Origin of the sequence: Flectobacillus major DSM 103 (assembly GCF_000427405.1) — a bacterium.
GTDB lineage: Bacteria > Bacteroidota > Bacteroidia > Cytophagales > Spirosomataceae > Flectobacillus > Flectobacillus major.
On sequence record NZ_KE386491.1, the window covers coordinates 205,682 to 226,564 of the forward strand.

General features: G+C 38.7%; 17 protein-coding genes and 1 tRNA gene. 12 read left to right on the plus strand and 6 right to left on the minus strand.

Annotated features, from left to right (window positions below; translation table 11 throughout):
- Nucleotides 1-38: 38 nt before the first annotated feature.
- Nucleotides 39-1,268: a DUF819 family protein gene (locus FLEMA_RS0102860; protein ID WP_026994153.1), complete on the plus strand. Its 1,230-nt coding sequence runs from the start codon at nucleotides 39-41 to the stop codon at nucleotides 1,266-1,268.
- 137 nt (nucleotides 1,269-1,405) lie between these two features.
- Here the strand turns inward: FLEMA_RS0102860 and FLEMA_RS0102865 are convergent, their stop codons facing one another.
- A complete protein-coding gene (locus FLEMA_RS0102865; protein WP_026994154.1) occupies nucleotides 1,406-2,134 on the minus strand; it encodes a LytR/AlgR family response regulator transcription factor in 729 nt (242 codons plus the stop codon).
- Between the two features lie 47 nt (nucleotides 2,135-2,181).
- Nucleotides 2,182-3,267 carry a sensor histidine kinase gene (locus tag FLEMA_RS0102870; RefSeq protein ID WP_026994155.1) on the minus strand — a complete coding sequence of 362 codons (1,086 nt, stop codon included), beginning with the start codon at nucleotides 3,265-3,267 and terminating at the stop codon, nucleotides 2,182-2,184.
- A gap of 209 nt (nucleotides 3,268-3,476) precedes the next feature.
- On the opposite strand from FLEMA_RS0102870, the gene FLEMA_RS67320 reads away from it, so the two are divergent.
- The 6 genes from FLEMA_RS67320 (at nucleotide 3,477) to FLEMA_RS0102900 (ending at nucleotide 9,544) form a co-directional block, all read left to right on the plus strand.
- On the plus strand, nucleotides 3,477-4,931 hold the full coding sequence (locus FLEMA_RS67320) for a CotH kinase family protein (protein ID WP_159102648.1): 1,455 nt from the start codon (nucleotides 3,477-3,479) through the stop codon (nucleotides 4,929-4,931).
- A 251-nt stretch (nucleotides 4,932-5,182) separates the two neighbouring features.
- Nucleotides 5,183-6,829 carry a CotH kinase family protein gene (locus FLEMA_RS0102880; protein ID WP_026994156.1) on the plus strand — a complete coding sequence of 549 codons (1,647 nt, stop codon included), beginning with the start codon at nucleotides 5,183-5,185 and terminating at the stop codon, nucleotides 6,827-6,829.
- Nucleotides 6,830-6,869: 40 nt separating this feature from the next.
- Nucleotides 6,870-7,355, plus strand: a complete 486-nt coding sequence (locus tag FLEMA_RS0102885) for a hypothetical protein (RefSeq protein WP_026994157.1) — start codon at nucleotides 6,870-6,872, stop codon at nucleotides 7,353-7,355.
- Entirely contained in the window at nucleotides 7,345-8,157 is an 813-nt protein-coding gene (locus FLEMA_RS0102890) for a polyphosphate polymerase domain-containing protein (RefSeq protein ID WP_026994158.1), read from the plus strand. The genes FLEMA_RS0102885 and FLEMA_RS0102890 overlap by 11 nt, the downstream gene beginning before the upstream one ends.
- Complete coding sequence (locus tag FLEMA_RS0102895) at nucleotides 8,117-8,737, plus strand: DUF4956 domain-containing protein (protein ID WP_052353929.1); 621 nt, start codon at nucleotides 8,117-8,119, stop codon at nucleotides 8,735-8,737. The genes FLEMA_RS0102890 and FLEMA_RS0102895 overlap by 41 nt, the downstream gene beginning before the upstream one ends.
- A 153-nt stretch (nucleotides 8,738-8,890) precedes the next feature.
- Nucleotides 8,891-9,544, plus strand: coding sequence for a DUF2490 domain-containing protein (locus tag FLEMA_RS0102900; protein WP_026994160.1), 654 nt, complete (start codon nucleotides 8,891-8,893; stop codon nucleotides 9,542-9,544).
- Nucleotides 9,545-9,641: 97 nt separating this feature from the next.
- On the opposite strand, the gene dacB is transcribed toward FLEMA_RS0102900, so the two are convergent.
- The 4 genes from dacB to FLEMA_RS0102920 form a co-directional block, all read right to left on the minus strand.
- Nucleotides 9,642-11,126, minus strand: a complete 1,485-nt coding sequence (dacB, locus tag FLEMA_RS67325) for a D-alanyl-D-alanine carboxypeptidase/D-alanyl-D-alanine endopeptidase (protein ID WP_044170683.1) — start codon at nucleotides 11,124-11,126, stop codon at nucleotides 9,642-9,644.
- Between the two features lie 121 nt (nucleotides 11,127-11,247).
- On the minus strand, nucleotides 11,248-13,134 hold the full coding sequence (locus FLEMA_RS0102910; RefSeq protein WP_026994161.1) for a CocE/NonD family hydrolase: 1,887 nt from the start codon (nucleotides 13,132-13,134) through the stop codon (nucleotides 11,248-11,250).
- A 24-nt stretch (nucleotides 13,135-13,158) separates the two neighbouring features.
- On the minus strand, nucleotides 13,159-15,045 hold the full coding sequence (locus tag FLEMA_RS0102915; RefSeq protein ID WP_026994162.1) for a CocE/NonD family hydrolase: 1,887 nt from the start codon (nucleotides 15,043-15,045) through the stop codon (nucleotides 13,159-13,161).
- A gap of 305 nt (nucleotides 15,046-15,350) precedes the next feature.
- On the minus strand, nucleotides 15,351-16,277 hold the full coding sequence (locus FLEMA_RS0102920) for a DNA adenine methylase (RefSeq protein WP_026994163.1): 927 nt from the start codon (nucleotides 16,275-16,277) through the stop codon (nucleotides 15,351-15,353).
- Between the two features lie 336 nt (nucleotides 16,278-16,613).
- On the opposite strand from FLEMA_RS0102920, the gene hisG reads away from it, so the two are divergent.
- The 5 genes from hisG to FLEMA_RS0102945 all read left to right on the plus strand — a co-directional run bounded on the left by hisG (nucleotide 16,614) and on the right by FLEMA_RS0102945 (nucleotide 20,883).
- Nucleotides 16,614-17,474: an ATP phosphoribosyltransferase gene (gene hisG / locus FLEMA_RS0102925; RefSeq protein ID WP_026994164.1), complete on the plus strand. Its 861-nt coding sequence runs from the start codon at nucleotides 16,614-16,616 to the stop codon at nucleotides 17,472-17,474.
- Between the two features lie 162 nt (nucleotides 17,475-17,636).
- Complete coding sequence (hisD, locus tag FLEMA_RS0102930) at nucleotides 17,637-18,917, plus strand: histidinol dehydrogenase (protein WP_026994165.1); 1,281 nt, start codon at nucleotides 17,637-17,639, stop codon at nucleotides 18,915-18,917.
- A gap of 218 nt (nucleotides 18,918-19,135) precedes the next feature.
- Complete coding sequence (gene hisC, locus FLEMA_RS0102935; RefSeq protein WP_026994166.1) at nucleotides 19,136-20,191, plus strand: histidinol-phosphate transaminase; 1,056 nt, start codon at nucleotides 19,136-19,138, stop codon at nucleotides 20,189-20,191.
- Between the two features lie 27 nt (nucleotides 20,192-20,218).
- Nucleotides 20,219-20,749: a hypothetical protein gene (locus FLEMA_RS0102940; protein WP_026994167.1), complete on the plus strand. Its 531-nt coding sequence runs from the start codon at nucleotides 20,219-20,221 to the stop codon at nucleotides 20,747-20,749.
- A gap of 60 nt (nucleotides 20,750-20,809) precedes the next feature.
- Nucleotides 20,810-20,883, plus strand: a tRNA-Ala gene (locus tag FLEMA_RS0102945).

A 20,883-nucleotide genomic window follows, 5' to 3' on the forward strand; every position in this document is an offset into this window, starting at 1 on the left:
TTTTTGCATAACCAATGTCTTATCAATACAACTAAATTATGCAACCACTTATTACCAACGATGCCATTGTTTTTGGCCTATTGATTGCCATTATTGCCTTTACGTTTTATACGGCTTCGTTACCTTCCATATTTTGGCAAAAGTTTTATAGCCTATTTCCTAGTATTTTGATTTGTTATTTTTTGCCAGGATTGCTCAACTCATTTGGGATTGTTTCGGGCGAAGCTTCTAAGTTATATGATGTGGCTTCAAAATACCTATTACCAGCCTGTTTGGTGTACTTTACGATAAATATCGACTTTAGGGCTTTGCAAAAATTAGGCCCCAAAGCCATTATTGTATTTTTGGCGGGTTCGTTGGGGGTTATGGTAGGAGGGCCAGTGGCTATTGGAATAGTAAAAATAATTTCGCCCGAAACAGTTTCTGGCGAAACATGGCGAGGACTCGCTACGATTGCAGGCAGCTGGATAGGAGGAAGTGCCAACCAAACAGCACTAAAAGAGGTATTTGAGCCTAGTGCCGAAGTGTTTTCGCAGGCAATTGCTGTCGATGTAGTTACGGCCGAGCTGTGGCTTGCAGTATTGCTATATGGTGTAGCTTATGCCAGCAAACTCGATAAATGGCTAGGAGCTGATACTCAGGCTGTCGAAGAAATACGGGTAAAAATGGAAGCAGATTTTGCTAAAAATCAACAAAATCCTTCTTTACAAGACTTGATGATGATATTGCTAGTCGGATTTGGTACAACGGCTATAGCCCATACTTGTGCCGATGGTATTGTGCCATTTATTAGCCAAAATTTTCCAGCCTTAAAAAAGTTTAGTTTAACATCGTCTTCTTTCTGGGTGATTTCGTTGGTAACGTTGTTTGGATTAATACTGTCGCAAACGCCAGCTCGCAATATCGAAAAGGTAGGAGCGTCCAAATTTGGTTCACTGTTTTTGTATATCTTAATTGCTACAATAGGTATGAAAATGGATATTTTGGCAGCACTCGACAAACCTCAGTTGTTTTTGGTAGGTATTATTTGGATGTTTTTTCATGCTTCTTTTACACTATTGGCGGCCTATATTACCAAAGCACCTTTCTTTTTTACGGCTGTGGGCTCGCAGGCCAACGTTGGCGGAGCTGCTTCTGCCTCGGTAATTGCGGCAGCCTTTCATCCTTCTTTGGCTTCGGTAGGCGTATTGTTGGCTATTTTGGGTTATGCTTTGGGTACGTATTGTGGGTATTTAACAGGCTTAATGATGCAATGGGTAGCTCAGTAGTTGGTTGAGTGATGTAACGCTTTTTTTGAATACATCACTCAATTATTAAAACCAAAGATAAAACCTAAATCCATTGTAATCATATTCAAAAATGCAAGCTGATATAATATCTCTACTTTTGGCCACTTTCCAATAGGCTATTTTCGATACACTTGCTCAAATTCATCAACAAAGCGATTGCCTACAGGAATTTCTATTTTGCCAATCAGGAGCTTGGTTTTTTGGAATGCGGTAATTTTTTCGAGCGAAACGATGTATGAATTGTGTACTCGGCAAAAAAGTTTATTAGGCAATTTGCCCTCCATCGACTTTAGGTTTGACCGAGTCAGAATAGGTTTTGTTTCGTTTTGAATATATATTTTGACATAGTCTTTGAGCCCTTCTACAAAAACAATATCCGAGAAGTGAAGCTTAATTTTTTTGTAATCGGCATTTATTACAATATAATCTACCTCGGTAGGCACTACTTCGGGGGCTTCTTTGGCTCGTAACGAATACAATTCAAAGGCTTTATTGGTAGCTTTTACAAATCTGTCGAACGGAATAGGCTTGACCAAATAATCTACAATATTGAGGTCGTAGCCTTCAAGAGCATATTGTTGGTAAGCCGTAGTAAAAATTACCATAGGAGGTTGAATAAGGCTTTTGACAAACTGTATACCTGTTAGAGTAGGCATCTGAATATCTAAAAACAACAAATCTACTTGTCCCGTATTCAATATCTCCCATGCTTCAAAGGGGCTAGCAAAGGTATCTATCAAATCCAAATAAGGTACTTTCCGAATATCATCGGCAATGATTTGTAAGGCAAATGGCTCGTCGTCGATAGCTATACATCGTAGTTTGTGGTTTTGCTCGGCAATCATATCGTTATTTAATTGTGGGTTAGTGATTGTGGCTTGGTAGTTTTTGATTATTTAAGTTCAATGGACAAATCAACGCAAAAGATATTACCCTCTTCGGTGATTTTTAGGCTGTATCTGTCTGGATAATGCAAACTTAGCCTTTTACGAACATTCTTTAAGCCAATACCAGATTCGTCGGTTTGATTGTTTTCAAAAATAGGATTACGAGTAGAAAAATACAGCATGTTATCGAGTACTTCGATACATATTGCTATTGCTGTTTCTTCAAAACCATGTAAGCCATATTTGAAAGCATTTTCGACCATTGGAATAAACAAAAGTGGTTCTATAACATGACGCTCGATAGGCCCTTTGTACTGAAATGTCACCTTGTTTTTAGCCGAAATACGCATTTTCTGAAGGTCAATATAATTATGCAAATAGTCGATTTCTTGTTGTAAAGGCACGGTATCGCTATCAGATTGATAAATCATATACCGTAATAATTGCGACAATTTGACAATGGCATCTTCGGTAAGTTCTGATTTTTGGCGAGCCAACCAGCGAATATTATTGAGTGTATTAAACAAAAAATGTGGACTCACCTGAAGCTTCAATACGGCTAGTTCGGCAGCTACTTTTTCCAAAGTGATTTTTTGTTGTGTATCATGGCTTTTGATACGGTCTTGCCACAGCACAATAAGCGAACTCACAATAATAGCAAATAAATAAGACATCATGCCGCCCGTTATTTGCTGAAAAGGAAAGCCCATACGGGGTGGAGGAGGTGGTGGAAAGTTGGGGTTGGGTCTGGGCATTGAAGGCATTTTGGACATATTAGGCTCAAATGGAGGCATTTTTATGAAAAATTTCCCCCAAATAAGGTTAAAACCTAATACGATAATAAGGCCAAGTGCTAGATAAAAAACAAAAATACCACCTCTTTTTTTGAGCAATAACTTAGGTGAAAGAATCAGTAAATTAAGATAAAAAACGGCCACAATCATCAGGTTGTTGATGAGTTGTGAAGTAACAAAATTTGAAAACTCAGCACGGCCATAAAAACCACTAGGTAATACCAGCAGAGGTGTACTAAAATACACACACCAGCCTATTAGGTGAAAAAAAATAGCATATTTATCAAAAGCCTTCATAAATATCAGCGTTGGGATTAAGCAAAATAGTGTTCAAATAACGGCAAAAACACCGAAGTCGATGTGTAGTGTCTATGAATAGTACAATTATGTAGATATTTTTACCCTTCTTCCAGTTTATCTACAAATATATTCTATTATTATATGCCTCTCATTATTAGTGCTTTATGCTTGCTTTATTTGTGGTGTCCAACTAAATGCTTCAAACCATGAAACAATCAATTAAAGGATTAATAATCATTGCCTTATTCTGCTCGCTGCCGCAGCTATGGGCTCAAAAAAAGCCATTGCCCAACTACGACTTGGTATTTCCTGAAAATCGGGTGAATAAACTTGAGATAAAAATCAAAAAAGCAGACTGGGATAGTATTGGTAATGACATGAAGAAAAAATTTAAAACCGAGTTTGGTAAAAGCCCAATGCCTAAATTGGGCCCGCCACCAGCAGGGGGCAATTTCCCGCCTAATTTTTTACCCAAAGGTACTGAGAAAGGAATGCTTCCTATGCCCATAGGTAGCGACGACGAGCCACGCTATGTAGAAGCCGATATTCTTTTCAATGGCAGGGCTTGGCATCGGGTAGGCTTTCGCCTAAAAGGTAATTCCAGTTTGATGAGTTCGTGGGGACAGGGAATTTATAAAATACCATTCCGACTCAATTTTGATAAATTCACAAAAGAAGATTTTTTCGGCTTTACTGAATTGTCGATGTCGCCAGCCTTTCATGATAATTCATTGATAAGAGAAAAACTCGCCACCGATTTGTTCCGTAAATCGGGTATTCCAAGTGCTAGAACAGCATTTTACCAGATTTATATCGACTATGGCAAAGGCTTGCAATATGTGGGCATTTATACTATGGTAGAGGTGATTGACGATACAATGGTAAAAACACAATTTGGCGATGACAAAGGCAATATTTATAAGCCCGAATCAACCTTTCAACGTTTCGATGAAAAGCAGTTTGATAAAAAAAACCATAAAAAACAGAAGGATTGGAGTGATGTACAGGCATTTGTGGCCGCACTCAACGATAGCACTCGCAAAACCAATGTAACCACGTGGCGACAAAATTTAGAAAAAACTTTTGATGTGAACCACTTTCTGAAGTGGTTAGCTATCAATACCGCAATAACCAACTGGGATACCTACGGTGCTATGGCACATAACCATTATTTGTATAATGCTCCCAACCGTGGGTTGGTGTGGATTCCTTGGGACAACAACGAGGCCATAAGCGATAATACAGCCATGAAAATGCCTTTCCCGAAAGATATGCCACCAATGCCCGATGGCAATAAAATGCCTTTGGGAAGAGGCCTTTCTTTGTCGCTAGACAATGTACCTAACCACTTTATTTTAATTAAATATTTGGCCGAAGACAAAGCCTATTATGCCAAATACCTCAATTATATAAAAGAGTTTAGAGAAAAAAATTGGAATACCAACCAAATCAATAGCCAAATAGACGAATACGCCCAACTGCTGAGGCCTTATGTGATAGGCACAAAAGGCGAAAAAGCACCCTATTCTCATTTACAAAAGCAACAAGACTTTCAAGAAGGCATAGAAGCCTTAAAAAAGCAGGTTTTGAAAAGAACCAACGAAATAGACCAGTTTTTGAAGCAACCCAATAGCCTTGTAGTACGTACTTCGGCCCATTAGCAACAAAGACAATCTTTACTAGACCGCCCAAATAGGTACATTATTTTTATGTGTCTATCATGATACAAAAAGTGTATATAAGTCGCTTAAAAAGGCGATTTTTAGGGTCAAAATCGCCTAAAAATCGTTTTTTTTATGTTAAAATCTACACAATAAATGGCTTTTTATACACACCCAATGTTAGGCAAATGTTAAATCAATATTACTCGTTTGATTTGTAAAAGTTTAACAATGCCCTTGATTATACCAATATGAAAAATCCATTTATCTATTTAATGCTTGGTACGTGCCTTGTGGGTGTCGGAATGATGTCATGCCAAAGAATTGATACAGCCGACCCTGTTACAGGAACAACCGAAAACACTGGAGCAAATTTTGCCGTTCCCGACTGGACAGCCGCCACTCATGGCAACCAAGTACAACCTAACTATGATGAGGTTTTTCCTCAAGAAAAAGTAAATGCCCTCGAAATCCGTTTGGCATCTGGCGATTGGCAAAAAATTCGAGAAGATATGACCGAAAAATTTGGGGGTGATTTTGGTGCCTCTGGTACAACTACAACCAATCCAGGTGCAGGCGGTGGTGTTGGTGTGCCTGGTGCAGGAGCAGGTGGCGGAGGTGTGCCAGGGGCTGGAGGAGGAAATATCCCCCCTCGAGATAGCACCATGATAGGCGGTGGAGGCACTCCTCCAGACTCAGGAGGAGTGGCCATACCCACTACAGGTGGCAACAACGGTGCAGTAGCTGGTGCTACCACCTTTGGTACTGGCGAGCCAAGCTATTTTCCTGCATCTGTCAAATACAATGGCAAAGAATGGTACAAAGTAGGCTTTAGGCTCAAAGGAAATTCTAGCCTTTCACGAGCGTGGAGCTCGGGTATTTACAAATTACCTTTTCGCCTCAACTTCGATAAATTTGAAGACTTATATCCTCAAATCAACAACCAACGTTTTTATGGGTTCAAAGATTTGTCGTTTTCTCCTGCCTTCGGCGATAATTCGCTGATGCGAGATAAAGTGGCCAACGACGTTTTTAGAGCCGCAGGTGTGCCAGCCGCCAAAACCTCTTTCTGTAAAATATATGTCGATTTGGGCGATGGGCAAGGCCTCAAATACTTTGGCTTATATACCGTAATAGAGGTAATTGATGATACAATGGTATGGAGTCAATTTGGAGGTCACAAAAGCGGAACTATCTATAAACCAGATGGTACACCTGCTACTTTTGCCCTAAATGCCTTTTCAGAAGCAGGGTTTCCTCAAAAAAATAAGCTTGTTTCAACAGATTGGAGCGACGTAAAAGCAGTTTTTTCGGTCTTGCATAGTACAGACCGTACCTCTAATGCCTCACAGTGGAGAGCCAACCTCGAAAAGGTGTTTAATGTAGATGCCTTTTTAAAATGGTTGGCCGTAAATACCACAATGGTAGCATGGGATAGCTACGGAGCAATGGCTCATAATTATTACCTCTATAACCAGTCAGGTAAAGGACTTACATGGATACCTTGGGACTTGAACGATGCCTTGGGCAATGGAGCATCTGTAGGAGGTGGTGCCGCCGTGGGCGGGGGTATGTCGTCGCAGCAGGGTTTAGCTTTGAATATGTCGGGTGTAAGTACTTCTTGGCCTCTGATTCGCTATTTGTACGACGATACCGTGTATCAGGAAAAATATAAAAGCTACGTAAAATCATTTACCGAAAATGTATTTACTCCCGATAAAATGAATGCTATTTTTGATAAAAACTATGCTCTTATTGCCCCATTTGTAATAGGAACTAATGGCGAGCAACCCAAATACACCTACTTGAGTTCTGAGCAAGACTTTACCAATGCTATCATAACACTCAAAAATCATGTAGTATCTCGAAATCAGGCTGTTCAAACCTATCTGAAATAAAATCATAACCATATATTTCAACTCAAAACCAATTGATAATATGCGTATAATAAACATCGTGTTACTGTCTATTACGGTAACGTTCGCAAGTGTAGCTCAGAGCAAAAAAGAAGTAAAAAAACATAAAATCAAAACCGTTACCGAGCAAGTTACCGATTATGTTGCGGGTAAAGAACAGGTGCGTAATGATTCCTATAAAAAATTTAATAAGCAAGGGCAGGTTGTCGAAGAAATAGAGTACGACAAAACGGGGAAGTTTAAGAAAAGGACGGTTTCAAAATACAATGAGTTTGACGATAAAGTAGAAGAAACAATTGTAGATGCTGCTGGGAAACAGATAGAAAGGGAGGTCTACAAATATGATTCGTATAAAGAGAAAGCGGAAGTATTGCATTACAATGAGAAAAACGAATTAGAAACACGAGCCTTGTACACTGTAAATGCCAATGGCCTAAAAACAGAACGTAAATTGTATGATAACAAGGGCAAATTAATCCAAGTGAAAAAATACACCTATGGATTCTAAGGAATTTCTCAACGATATATTGGTTCAAACAAGTAGGTTTGAACCAATATCACTAGCCGAAATGGATGGCGTAAAGCTGATGGATAGAATGGATGTGAAATACCTGATTCCTTTGGCTTTATTGCCCGATATTCTGAGTGATGCTATACCCAATTATCGAATTTTGGAGATTGAAAATAGCCGTTTGTGTCTTTACAAAACTTTGTATTATGACACAGCCGAGTTGTCGCTTTACAAAGCTCATCAAAATGGCTATATGAATCGCTACAAAATTCGAGCTCGTAATTATGTAGATTCAAATTTGTCATTTTTTGAAATAAAATTTAAAAATAACAAAGGGCGAACTCTCAAAACCCGTATCAAGCAACAGCAGATTGTGGGTAGGCTTACCAATGAAGATAGTATTCAGTTTTTACAAAAAACAACTAGTTCTATCGACCCCAATAGCCTTCAAGGGGTTATTTGGGTAAATTATCAACGTATTACACTGGTAAGCAAGGTAGGAGCAGAACGCCTGACAATCGACCTAAATTTGACTTTTCAGAACGATAACATTGAAAAGGAATATAGCCAAATGGTTATTGCCGAAGTAAAACAAGAGCGTATCGGGGCGTCGCCTTTTATAGATATTATGCGAAAATACCGCCTAAAAGAAGGGGCAATTAGTAAATATTGCTTTGGTATTATTAGCCTTTATCAAGAAATCAAACAGAACAAGTTTAAAAAGCATTTAAGAAGAGTTTCAAAAATATTAGCACAACATGACCATATTGCAGCAAATTACCTCACCGCAAGTTACTGAGAGTTTTCAGTGGATTGATAAATTGCCAGCCAAGTTCTTTATTCGGTTGGGTATCGACTTCTTTTCGGTCTTTATTCTTATTCGATTAATTTACTTCAAAAACTACCGTCGAGCCGATTTATTTCTCACCTTTTTTGTATTTAACCTCATTATCTTTTTGTTGACTTATATGCTCAACAAGGTGGTAATGTCGATGGGTGCTGCCTTTGGCTTATTCGCAGTTTTCTCGATGCTTCGGTATCGAACTGAAGGTATTTCAGCCAAAGATATGACCTACCTGTTTATGGTGATTGCAATTGGACTAATCTCGGCTGTGAGCAAAGGCGGCTGGGATGAACTAAGCGTTCTCAATGGTATTATCTTGTTGCTGACATGGATACTCGAAAGTGGTATTTTGATTAGAAAAGAATATTCTAAGCAGATTTTTTATGAAAAAATAGAACTTATCCTTCCCGAACGAAGGGAGGAGTTACTGGCTGATCTAAAAAAACGTACTGGGTTGAACATTCACCGTGTGGATATTCAAGAGATAGATTTCTTGAAAGATGCTACCAAAATGACAATCTTTTATCATTTGTGATTTAGTGAATTAGTGAATTGTGATAAAGAGGTGTATATACACGGGATTTTCTATTTTGCCTGAAGAATGCTACAAAAAGTACTCATTCACTAACTAACAATTTACTAAATAAACACCTCTCCCTCAACCTTTCAAAACTTTGTATATACCAATATGAAAAAAACTATTTGGCTTTTACTGATGCTTCCGCTTGGGGTTTTCGGTCAAGAAACAGACACTCGTTTATGGACGGGAATTGGCGTTCAGAAAAAAATAACGCCTAATGTTGTATTGCATTTTAATGCTCAGTTAAGAACAACCAATAATTTCTCGGATGTTGGTTCGGTGTTGGGCGAAATAGGCATTGGATACAAACTCAATAAACATTGGGCTGTTTCGGGGTATTATCGTTTTTCGGAAAGACAAAAATGGGATAAAGAAACCTATTCTACGATTTATAAGCCTTTTCACCGATTCTATGGTAATATAGAATACGACCGAAAAGTCTCTGTATTGAAGCTGTCGTATCGTTTAAGATACCAAAATCAATTTAAAGATACAGAAGTGGGCTTGGAGTCGACCAAAAGTTATGTCAGAAATAAATTGGAATTGGCATACCCCAATCCAAGTAGATTTACGCCCGCTATTTCGGCCGATGTATTCTACAAAGTGGGTGAGGAGGTTGACCAGATACGTTATAAAGTAGGCGTAAATTATGCCATTGATAAACGCAATAGCATAGAGCTTTCAGGTTTTAAAGATTACTCGCTTTTGCCGACTAATCTGAATGTTTATACAATCGGGCTGATGTATAAATTAAAGTTATAGTAAACGGACTATACGTAGTACAGTAAAAAGTTTGTGAATTGTATTGTTACAATATCGCAAGCTTTTTCTTTTTATAGCCATTTTCTAAACTGTATTGCTATTTGCTCAAATCAGTCATAAGAATCATCAGTTTTTCGAGTTCCTTGGTGGCATTTCCATAGGTACTATCATATTTGTTGAGCATCATCGAAAAACAAAATAACTCGCCAGACGAGCTAGTAAAATAGCCTGAATAGGCTCTTACATTTTCGATAGAACCGCTTTTGGCTCGAATATTACCAACGGCTTTTGATTTTTTGCCCAAATTGGCCACAGTTCCCGAAACCCCCACAATAGGAATAGACTCATAAAAAGCCTGAAAAACCTTCTCCGAACTCATCGTACTGAGTATATCGGTCATGATTTCGGCCGAAATCCCGTTGCTAGGAGATAGGCCGCTTCCATCCTTGATTTTTAGTCCATTGAGATTGAGCCCTTTTGAACGCCAAATTTGTTCTAATGCCTTTACTGCATCGGCTGTAGAAGTACCCATGTTCAAAACAGTGCTAGGTGTTTTGAGGAAAGCTTCAGCATATAAATTAATGCTATTGAAATTACACTCTTTGGCTAATTCTCTGAGCGTAGGCGATGTTTGAGTATGCAAAATAAGGGTTTCGTTGGGCTTGGTATGTGTTAAATACCGCTTTTCGAGTTCTAACGACGAGCTCGGCCCTTCTTGTATTTTGATACCCAATTCTTCTATTTTTTTGCCAAGAGCATACGCTGCAAAAAAAGCAGGGTCGGGAATAGCCCCCTTTACCGAAAAACTTTTGCCCATAGGTACAAATCCCTCCATCAAAAGTACATCTTGGTAAGGTGTAGCATAAATATTGACTTGGTCGCCAGTACCTGCTCTGTCGGTAAGCACTTTATTGATTTTGCTATAATAAGGCAAGTCGGGTGCAGTTTTGACAAAGCCCGCAGGCTCCATGTATCCTTTGGGAATAAAAGTAGCCCAGTACAGATTTTCGTTTAGATTGAGGCCATAGCAGCCAGCACCATAATAATTGCCAGTATCGCCCCAAATCCATGTATTGGGTATTACATTATGATTGAAAAAGCTAGCATCGCCAAAAATGCGTCCCTGAATAGTTTTGATTCCGAGAGCTTTTATTTTTTGGGCCCAAATATCTAGGAGCTGTTTGTAATCGGGCTGATTTTTGAATCGCCAACTACCCAACGAAGGGTCGCCATTGCCCTTGATATAGATATTGCCCTTGAGCACACTATCTGTAATTTGGCCGCTGTATTCTAGGGTGGTTTTATACGTATAATTTTCGCCCAAGGTTAGCAAAGCCGTGGCCGAAGCTACTAGCTTGAGTGTAGATGCTGGTGCTAAACTCTTTTTGGATTGATACGCTACAAGGTTTTTACCCGTTTGGGTCGATTTGATACTCAGCCCAAGGAAGCCATTTTCGAGAAAAGGAGAGGAAGTAAGGCTATCAATTTTTTGAATAATCCGAGCTTTCCATTTTTCTTGTAAGCTATCAGGTTTTTGGGTAATCGTGGAGATTTGAAGTAATACGATGAAGAGTAATTTCATATATCGAGCTTTAGGCTGTAAGCTTACAGCTTATGAATGGCCTCTTTTTCTTTGGTATACCTCCGCAAAATGTTCAGAACACATGCAGAGGTATACTTGGTTTGCCAAGCCAAGGAGAATTCTATTTCAAAATTTCAACTTCTATGGCACTATTGCTATATACTTTATGAGTAGCTTTTTGGAAATCTTTGGCATCGGCTTTGTAGATATTTTCTACATATTTTTGAGGATTTATATCAAATAGCGGAAATACCGTAGACTGCACCTGAATCATAATTTTATGTCCTTTTTTGAAAGTATGCAATACATCTTGCAAACGGAAGTTAATATCTGTTACCTGATTTGGCTTGAGTGGTTCAGGTTTTGAAAAGCTGTTTCTAAAGCGACTTCTCATGACTTCGCTACGAACCATCTGTTGGTATCCTGCCAATGTAATGTGTTTTGGTGTATAAGGCGTATTTTTTTCATCGCCAGGATACACGTCGATAAGCTTCACAAACCAGTCGGCATCGGTACCAGTTGTTGCAATTTTTAGTTTAGCCATAATTTCGCCACCTAGGGTAATATCTTCAGTAAGTACATCGGTTTCAAAAGTCAAAACGTCGGTTCTTCTTCCTGCAAAGCGTTGGTCTTCGCTCATATAAGCTCTTGGTGTAAAGCCAAAAAGTTGCTTGTTGTCTTCGGTATAAGGTACTGGTTTGTTAGGGTCAGAAACAAACTCCGAAAAGCCCGCTTTGGGTTGTGTTTGGCTCAACTTACCGTCGTTGCTAAGGTAGAAGTTAACTTTTTGCGAAGTTTTTACAGGCCATTCTTTAAACTCCTCCCATTGTTTTTTACCAGTATCAAACAAATACGCTTCTGGCAAACCTGTTTTTCCATCGCCATTGTCTTTTAGAAAATGCTTGAAAAATTTGAGTTCTATGTTTTTTTGGAAAAAAGTAGAAATACTATCGCCAAAATAAACATTTGAATGCAGATGATTGCCCCGTTCACGAGCCCAATCGCCATGTCCAAAAGGCCCCATTACAATGGTATTATAATTGCCAGTATTGTATTTTTCTACGTTTTTGTAGATCGTCAAAGGCCCGTACAAATCTTCGGCATCGAACCAGCCACCTACTACCATAATGGCAGGAGCATTTTTGATATTTTTTAGATGAGGAATAATACTTCTTTTTTGCCAGAAATCATCATAATTAGGATGCTCGACGTGTTCTTGCCAAAAGAAATTATCCTTATAATTAGCTCCTAAATTTTTGAGAGGGGTTTGAGTTTTGTACCAGTCAAAACCATCTTGGGTGTTGCGTTTGGGAAATTTATCGTCGTACCAAGACTCGGTTGTGGGTTTGGGTGGTTTGATACCAAATACAGGGAAAGTAAGGCCATAACCAATAGTAAATGCACCATTATGGTGAAAATCGTCGAAGAAAAAGTCGGAAACTGGAGCTTGTGGCGACGAAGCTTTAAGGGCAGGATGACCACACAATGCACCCGCAATCGTATAAAAACCTGGGTACGAAATACCATATTGCCCTACACGTCCATTGTTGTTAGGAATATTTTTTACCAACCAGTCAATCGTATCGTAGGTGTCGGAGGCTTCATCGACATCGGTATTACTTTTTTTGTTAGCAATATGCGGTGTCATATTGGTCCAAGTGCCTTCCGACATCCATCGGCCACGTACATCTTGCTCAACAAAAATGAATTTTTCATACATCATATAACGAGAATAGTACAACACATTGGGGTATTCATCTTTGCCATAAGGCGACACATCATAGCATGTACGCTGCATCACGATTGGGTATTTATTGTTTTCGGCGGCATCTTTGGGTACATATACATTCGTAAATAGCTTTATGCCATCTCGCATCGGAATTTGATACTGAAATTTTACATAATTCTGGCGTACAAAAGCCGAATCCAGTTGGGCTATGCTTGGTTTTTGGGCAATAGCTGTTTGGACTGTAAGTGCCAATAATAGAAAAAGAAATAAATTTTTCATGTTTTGTGAATGTTGAATGGATGTCTATTTATCTTCTAAAATACCAATTCTCAAAAACGAACTTGCCAACTTATTGTGGTATACTTTGTGTGTAGCTTTTTGATAATCAGATTCTTTTGCTTCAAAAATATTGACAAATTTCTGAGGGTTGCGGTCTGCCCAAGGAAAGCACGAGCTTTGGATTTGTACCATCAATTTATGACCTTTTTTGAAAGTATGCAACACGTCTTGAAGCTCAAAGTTTACATCAGTAACTTTATTAGGCACAAACGGCTCAGGTTTGCTAATATTGTTGCGGTATTTACCTCTGATAATCTCGCTACGCACCAATTGCTGATACCCCCCATAAACTACCTGAGGTTTATTAGGATTTTCGGGGGTGTCGTTGGGGTACACATCGATTACCTTTACTACCCAGTCGGCATCAGTACCTGTAGTAGATACTTTTAGTTGAGCCAAAATATTGCCTACCAAAGTAAGGTCTTTTTCAAGAACTTCGGTTTCAAAGCTAATTACATCAGGTCGTTGGTAGGCAAATCGTTGGTCTTCAATCATATAATCGGCCGAAAAGCCATCATTGATTTTGCTAGAAAAAGGAACAGGACGATTAGGGTCTGACAAAAATTCGGTAGCTCCCTTTTCGTTGGTAGGTTTACTAAAGCTAAGTTTGCCCTGCGATTGCAAATAGAGCGATTGGTTTTGTGTATTTTTGGGAGGGTACGTATCAAAACTTCTCCAGCGGTTTGTTCCTGTTTCAAAAAGGGTAGCTTCGGGCAAATTCAGTGGCTGAGAGTCGTCTATCAAATAGTGATGAAAGAATTTTGCTTCGATATTTTCTTGATAATAAGGCGATGTTTTTGACCCAAAATCTACATCGGCCAACGTTTGTCCCGACGAGCCAGCCCAGCCACCGTGTACCCAAGGCCCAACTACAAAAATATTGTTGTTATTAGGGTTTTGTTTTTCAATAGCCTTATAAGTATTGAACGTTCCAAACAAATCTTGTTCGTCGTACCAGCCACCTACTACCATTACAGCATGTTTGATATTTTTGAGGTGGGGTAAAATATTTCTTTGTTGCCAGTGAGCATCAAAGTCGGGGTGTTCAAAGTTTTCGTGAAAATAAACATTACGTTTTTTGTAATACAAATCTTCTGCATTTTTGGTAGGCCCCATTTTCAAGTAAAAATCATATCCATCGGGGCTTTCAAACTGAAAATAAGGAGCAGGACGATTTTTGATAGGTTGTGTTTGTTCTTGAAAAAAGTTATAAAACCCAAAATTAGCCGCAATCATAAACGCACCCAAATGGAAGGCATCGTCACGCCAGAGATCGGCCATAGGGGCTTGTGGCGAAGATGCCTTGAGGGCTGGATGCTCAGACACGCTCCCTGCCGAAGTAAAAAAGCCAGGGTACGAAATTCCCCATTGCCCAACCTTGCCATTGTTGTTGGCTATGTTTTTTACCAGCCAATCAATCGTATCGAAGGTATCGCTAGCTTCGTCAATATCGGTTGAGCTTAATTTTTTGTCAATATGCGGTGTCATTTCCTTGAATTTACCTTCAGAAGCCCATCGGCCACGCACGTCCTGATACACCACAATATAATTTTGGCGTAACATAAAAGGATTGGGGCCTACTCGCTTTTTGAACTTGTCGTCGCCATAAGGCAAACAGCTATAGGGCGTTCGTTGAATCAAGATAGGATGCTTGGTAACGTTGTTTTTGGGAGCATATACTTGTGTAAACAATTTGACACCATCTCGCATTTGTACCATGTATTCAGATTTGGTATAATTATTTCTTACATAAGCCGAGTCTTGCGAAAGGGTATACGTATATGGCGAGGTAGGGCTTTGACTTCTACAGAGAAAAGGTAAAAGTGCTAAAATCAATAACAGTTTTTTCATGTTGATGTTTAGTTGAAGGCCAATGGCGAAAAGCCTCTTGTTTGAGAAAAGTATTGACAAGTTAATGGATTTTGGGCAAAAGGACAAACCCCAAAGTAGGGAGTATAAATTACAAAACAAATATGAGTTATAAATGGATTTTGGTATCCAATGATGTTTTCAATAGCCTATTTGATTTAGGGTACAGAGTATGTATTTTGCAGGAATAAATCCTTTGCGTGATAAAAAATAAGAAGAATTGGCAAAAACCATATCGAATGAGTTTATCTTTTTAACGGGTCTATGCAAACTATGATAAGAAAATGTTAAAATGCTCTGGTATATTTTTTACTGTTCGTCTGATTGGTAATGAGAAGTTCCTTCAATAGGCCTCTTTTTTCAGAATTCGCATTGATATTTCTTCTTGCGTCCACTCTTTGAATACTAAAATTGGCATATAGGTTGTCAAAAAAATTATCGCTGTTGTCTTCACTTTTAACATCTGAATTACTCAAAATCCAAGTGTGGTTTAGCGTGTCAAGTTTGGCACAAAAATCTCTTAACCTTATTTGTTCTTGGTCGTTGAATATGTCTTTTGCGTATGAATTAAAACTTGATGTTTCGCTCAGGGGTTTGTATGGCGGGTCAAAATAAAAAAGTGAATTGGGCGTAGCCAAATGTAAAGTTTCTTCAAAGTCGCCACATAAAATTTCAACTTTTTGTAAAGCATCACTTACTATCCAAATATTCTCTTTGTCGCAAATGGTTGGTCGTTTATAGCCTCCCATTGGTACATTATATTCATTTTTGCGATTCACTCTGTACAAACCATTAAAGCAAGTACGATTAAGGAAAATAAATAGAGCTGCTTGTTCACTAGATTCTTGTTTTCGGGTGTTATATAAGTCTCTTTTTTGGTAGTAATATACTTTTTTATTGTCTTCATTACCTTCCAAAGCATGAAACTCATGTTGAAATATTTCAAGAATTGAAATGAGTTCTTGGGGGCGAGATGCAATGATTTTGTAGGTATTTATTAAGTCTTGGTTGATGTCATTAATGACTACTTTTTCAAGTTTTGGAAAATTATTCAACATCCAAAAAAGTACAGCACCACTACCAACAAAGGGTTCAATGTATGTAAATGTATTGTTATAAATTTTCTTAGGTAATATCCTTTCAATATCGTTAATGAGTTGTGTTTTTCCACCGGCCCACTTCAAAAACGGTTTGGCTGTTTTAGATCCTGTCATCCCAATTTCAAGCTTTTATATACTCCAAATTTACGAATTTTAATTGGGTTAGGAGCTAATCACAAACCGAAATTTGTAGCGTCGGGCTGGGTATGTTGCTCAGTAGTGAGAGGATTATGCCCTTTTGCTGGCACAGTATATTCAGTAGACTACCTATACCTTTGAGGTACAGTCAGCTATTGGATTTAGGTAATACGGATTGGGCTTATCTAGTAACATTTTTCCGCAAAACACGCCAAAAGCTAAACTTGATTCTGTAATTTTGCACCCAACGTTATTCAAAGCATGATATTTATGCCAAAAAACAATCCAATAGAGTAACGTTAGACGCTGAAAATGAACGAAGTATTAAGAATTGCGGTCCAAAAATCGGGCCGCCTTAGTGAAGATTCACTAAATTTATTCAAAGAGTGCGGTATTAAATTTGACAATGGAGCAGGCAAATTAAAAGCAACTTCGTCAAACTTTCCCGCAGAATTTTTGTTTCTCAGAGACGATGATATCCCCGGATACGTAGAAGACGGCGTGGCGGATATTGGTATTGTCGGACAAAACGTTCATGTTGAGACAAGCAAACTGGTTTCAGAAGTAAAATTACTTGGTTTTTCAAAGTGTCGCTTATCGATTGCCATTCCACGTAGCGAAAACTACGGAGGCGTTAGCGAATTAGAGGGAAAAAGTATTGCTACTTCCTATCCTGTTATCTTGGGCAACTTTTTGAAGGAACATGGTGTACATGCTCATATTCATGAAATTAGCGGCTCGGTAGAAATTGCTCCGAGTATTGGTTTGGCTCATGCTGTTTGTGATATTGTTAGCTCGGGAGGTACTTTGTTGAGCAACGGCCTAAAAGAAGTAGAAGTAATTTTCCGTTCTGAAGCTATCATGATTGGTTATCCTCAATTGTCGGCAGCCAAACAGGATATTCTTAACCAAATTTTGTTTAGAATTGATGCCGTTCAGCGTGCCAAAAATAGCAAATATGTGGTATTGAATACCAAAAACGAAAATATTGCAACGATTCGTGCTTTATTGCCAGGTATGAAAGCTCCGTCTATTTTGCCTTTAGCCGATGAGGGTTGGTCGTCGATGCACTCTGTAATTACCGAACAGGATTTTTGGCAAAATATTGAAAAATTAAGAGAGGCTGGTGCTGAAGGTATTTTAGTAATGCCAATCGAAAAAATTATATATTAGACAGGAGTTGTGAATTAGTGATTGAGCTTTGAAAGTAAGTTTGGTATTTGGTAATTGCTTGACAATAAAGTGTTTGCTTTAAGATAGTATAGCACTTATGATTTCTTAATTCACAAATCACTAATTCACTCGCTAACTCCCCAACACGTTTATATTCTCGATATGAAAATTATAAAATATCCACAGGTATCTGACTACAAGGCTATTTTAACACGTCCTGTACAAGATATGTCTGTGATTGAACAGAGGGTTATTCCAATCCTTGAAAAGGTGAAAAAAGAGGGAGACCAAGCCCTTTTTGACTTAGCATTGCAGTTTGACAAAGTACAATTAGATACCTTGCTCATGGATACTGCTATGGTAGATGCCGCCGAGCAACAGTTGACTGAAGCTCTGAAAGAGGCTATTCATCACGCTTATCATAATATTTTAACTTTTCATCAAGCCCAAAAGCAGTCTCCCGAGAAAATAGAAACTACCGCAGGTGTTACCTGCTGGCGGAAATCGGTAGGTATCGAGAAAGTAGGAGTGTATATTCCAGGGGGTACAGCTCCATTGTTTTCAACGGTATTAATGCTTGGTATTCCTGCCCAAATAGCTGGTTGTAAGGAGGTTGTGTTGTGTACGCCATCCAATCACCCCGCAATTTTGTATGCAGCCAAGTTGTGTGGTATTACCAAAATATTTAGAATAGGCGGAGCACAAGCTATTGCCGCAATGGCTTATGGTACTGAATCTATACCACAGGTATATAAAATATTTGGGCCTGGTAATCAATATGTTACTGCTGCCAAAATGCTTGTAAATAAAGAAGGATTAGCCATAGATATGCCTGCTGGGCCATCGGAAGTAGCTGTATGGGCAGACGATTCGGCTGATGCTAATTTTGTGGCTGCCGACTTGCTCTCTCAGGCCGAACACGGTATCGACTCGCAGGTGCTATTGGTGTCAACATCCGAGCAACTTATTGCTAAGGTAAATATTGCTTTAGAACAGCAGTTAGCACTATTGCCTCGTGCCGAATTTGCTGCAAAGGCTCTTGAAAATAGTCAGGCTGTATTGGTTGAAAATCAACAAGTTGCTATAGATATGCTCAATCAGTATGCTGCCGAACACTTGATTATGTCGGTAGAAAATGCCGAAGAGCTTTCAGAACAAATCTACAATGCAGGGTCGATTTTCTTGGGCAACTATACCCCCGAATCGGCGGGAGATTACGCCTCAGGTACTAATCATACCTTGCCAACCAATGGTTTTGCCAAAGCATATTCAGGTGTAAGTTTGGATAGCTTTGTTAAAAAAATTACGGTTCAGAAAATCACTCAAGAAGGTATCCACAATTTAGGTAATACGATTATTGAAATGGCCGAAGCCGAATCGCTTAGGGCTCATGCCAATGCCGTTCGTGTAAGATTAGGACAGTCTATCGATTTGTTATGGTAGATTGAGGGATAAATTTTTGCAGATTGTTACAAAATTTTATCCAAATCACGTAGTAGGAGTGCTGAGTTTTGACATAGAGCAATAAGTTATCAGGCAATTATTAAATTCAAAATAAGTTGAAGTTAGTTTTTAAGATAAGCTATTGATAAACAAGGGATAAACTCAAGATATATCATACTACACTCATACTTATTACCTTTAAAACGCAAGAAATAGTTATGCAATTTGATATAAAAAATGTGGTTCGTCCACACATTCTAAATTTAGCTCCTTATTCTTCAGCACGTGATGAATATACGGGTAAAGAAGGTATTTTTTTAGATGCTAACGAAAACCCTATTGGCTCGGCTACGCCCGAAAACTGGAATCGTTACCCCGACCCTTATCAGTGGGCTATTAAAGAAAAGCTTGCACCACTAAAAGGCTGTCGTCCAAGTCAGATTTTTTTGGGAAATGGCTCTGACGAACCTATCGATTTGGTGATTCGTCTTACCTGCGAGCCTAAGGTCGACAATATTATTATATTGCCTCCAACCTACGGAATGTACGAGGTAAGTGCATCTGTCAACAATGTTCAGATTCAGAAAATACCGCTAACAGTCGACTACCAGTTGAATGTTGAGGCAATCTTGGAGGCCATTAACTCTAAAACGAAGTTAATTTTTATTTGTTCTCCCAACAACCCAACGGGCAATTTAATCGACCGAGAGGCTATTTTACAGATTATCGAAAACTTCCAACAAGGAATTGTGATAATCGATGAGGCCTACAACGACTTTTCGGATGAACCTTCTTTTATCCCTAGTCTCGACGAGTATCCTAACGTAATGGTATTACAAACCTTCTCAAAAGCTTGGGGTTTGGCATCGCTCCGTTTGGGTATGGCATTTGCCCAAGAAGGATTAATTCAGTTATTGAACAAAATCAAATATCCATACAATATCAATGGACTAACTCAAAAACTATTGGTTGAAAATATTGATAATGTTACATTTGTAGAAGAGTCAGTAAAAACATTGAATGAAAACAGAACACAATTAGAAAAAGAATTGTCAGAATTGGCTATTGTTGAGAAAATCTACCCATCAGATGCCAACTTCCTACTGGTGAAATTCAATGATGCCAAGGCTGTATTTGACTACCTAATAGAACACAAAACCATTGTTCGTGACCGTTCAAAAGTAATTTTATGTGACAATTCCTTACGTATCTCCGTCGGAACGAAAGAAGAAAATAAAGTGTTAATGAATTATCTTCATCAATACCAATCATAAATTATTACATTAAAAACTCCTATCGTCATGAAAAAACAAGTATTAGTCCTGCTTTTGTTTGCTGTATCGTTTGTTGCCAAATCTCAAAACAAAGATTGGGCATTAGGTGCCAAAATTGGAGAGCCTTCTGGTATCAGTATTCGTAATTATTTAAGAAATGACAGAAATGCTTTAGAGCTAAATTTAGGTATTTACGGGGGTATTTGGGGCGTAAAAGGGAGCTACAAAGGCGGTAATTTTGACGGTTCTGGTATTGCAGTAAGCGGTCTTTATTTGTGGCATAATCAAATGGGCTCTAGCAGATTTAAAAACTATTATGGCTTTGGTGGACAAATTACATCTCGTAAATACTATGTCGACGATACCTTCAACGGACAGGCATACAAAAAAGAAATTCCCGCTACAGGCTTGGGGGGGGTAGGTTCGGCAGGGTTAGAATATTTCTCTCCAGATTCGCCACTTTCTGTTTTTTTAGAAGTAGGAGCGTATGTTGAATTAGTACCATCAGTGTTTTACTTTCATCCACAAGGTGGCATTGGAGCAAGATTAAATTTCTAAAATATATGCTTGATGTTTTGTTAAAATTAACAATTGTCTTAATTTTGCAGACATCAAAACGGGGATGTAGCTCAGTTGGCTAGAGTGCTTGACTGGCAGTCAAGAGGTCGTGGGTTCGAGCCCCATCTTCTCCA

Coding starts and splice junctions, on each gene's coding strand:
- FLEMA_RS0102860 (WP_026994153.1), top strand. CDS start 39: ATGCAACCACTTATTACCAACGATGCCATTGTTTTTGGCCTATTGATT.
- FLEMA_RS0102865 (WP_026994154.1), bottom strand. CDS start 2,134: ATGATTGCCGAGCAAAACCACAAACTACGATGTATAGCTATCGACGAC.
- FLEMA_RS0102870 (WP_026994155.1), bottom strand. CDS start 3,267: ATGAAGGCTTTTGATAAATATGCTATTTTTTTTCACCTAATAGGCTGG.
- FLEMA_RS67320 (WP_159102648.1), top strand. CDS start 3,477: ATGAAACAATCAATTAAAGGATTAATAATCATTGCCTTATTCTGCTCG.
- FLEMA_RS0102880 (WP_026994156.1), top strand. CDS start 5,183: ATGAAAAATCCATTTATCTATTTAATGCTTGGTACGTGCCTTGTGGGT.
- FLEMA_RS0102885 (WP_026994157.1), top strand. CDS start 6,870: ATGCGTATAATAAACATCGTGTTACTGTCTATTACGGTAACGTTCGCA.
- FLEMA_RS0102890 (WP_026994158.1), top strand. CDS start 7,345: ATGGATTCTAAGGAATTTCTCAACGATATATTGGTTCAAACAAGTAGG.
- FLEMA_RS0102895 (WP_052353929.1), top strand. CDS start 8,117: ATGACCATATTGCAGCAAATTACCTCACCGCAAGTTACTGAGAGTTTT.
- FLEMA_RS0102900 (WP_026994160.1), top strand. CDS start 8,891: ATGAAAAAAACTATTTGGCTTTTACTGATGCTTCCGCTTGGGGTTTTC.
- dacB (WP_044170683.1), bottom strand. CDS start 11,126: ATGAAATTACTCTTCATCGTATTACTTCAAATCTCCACGATTACCCAA.
- FLEMA_RS0102910 (WP_026994161.1), bottom strand. CDS start 13,134: ATGAAAAATTTATTTCTTTTTCTATTATTGGCACTTACAGTCCAAACA.
- FLEMA_RS0102915 (WP_026994162.1), bottom strand. CDS start 15,045: ATGAAAAAACTGTTATTGATTTTAGCACTTTTACCTTTTCTCTGTAGA.
- FLEMA_RS0102920 (WP_026994163.1), bottom strand. CDS start 16,277: ATGACAGGATCTAAAACAGCCAAACCGTTTTTGAAGTGGGCCGGTGGA.
- hisG (WP_026994164.1), top strand. CDS start 16,614: ATGAACGAAGTATTAAGAATTGCGGTCCAAAAATCGGGCCGCCTTAGT.
- hisD (WP_026994165.1), top strand. CDS start 17,637: ATGAAAATTATAAAATATCCACAGGTATCTGACTACAAGGCTATTTTA.
- hisC (WP_026994166.1), top strand. CDS start 19,136: ATGCAATTTGATATAAAAAATGTGGTTCGTCCACACATTCTAAATTTA.
- FLEMA_RS0102940 (WP_026994167.1), top strand. CDS start 20,219: ATGAAAAAACAAGTATTAGTCCTGCTTTTGTTTGCTGTATCGTTTGTT.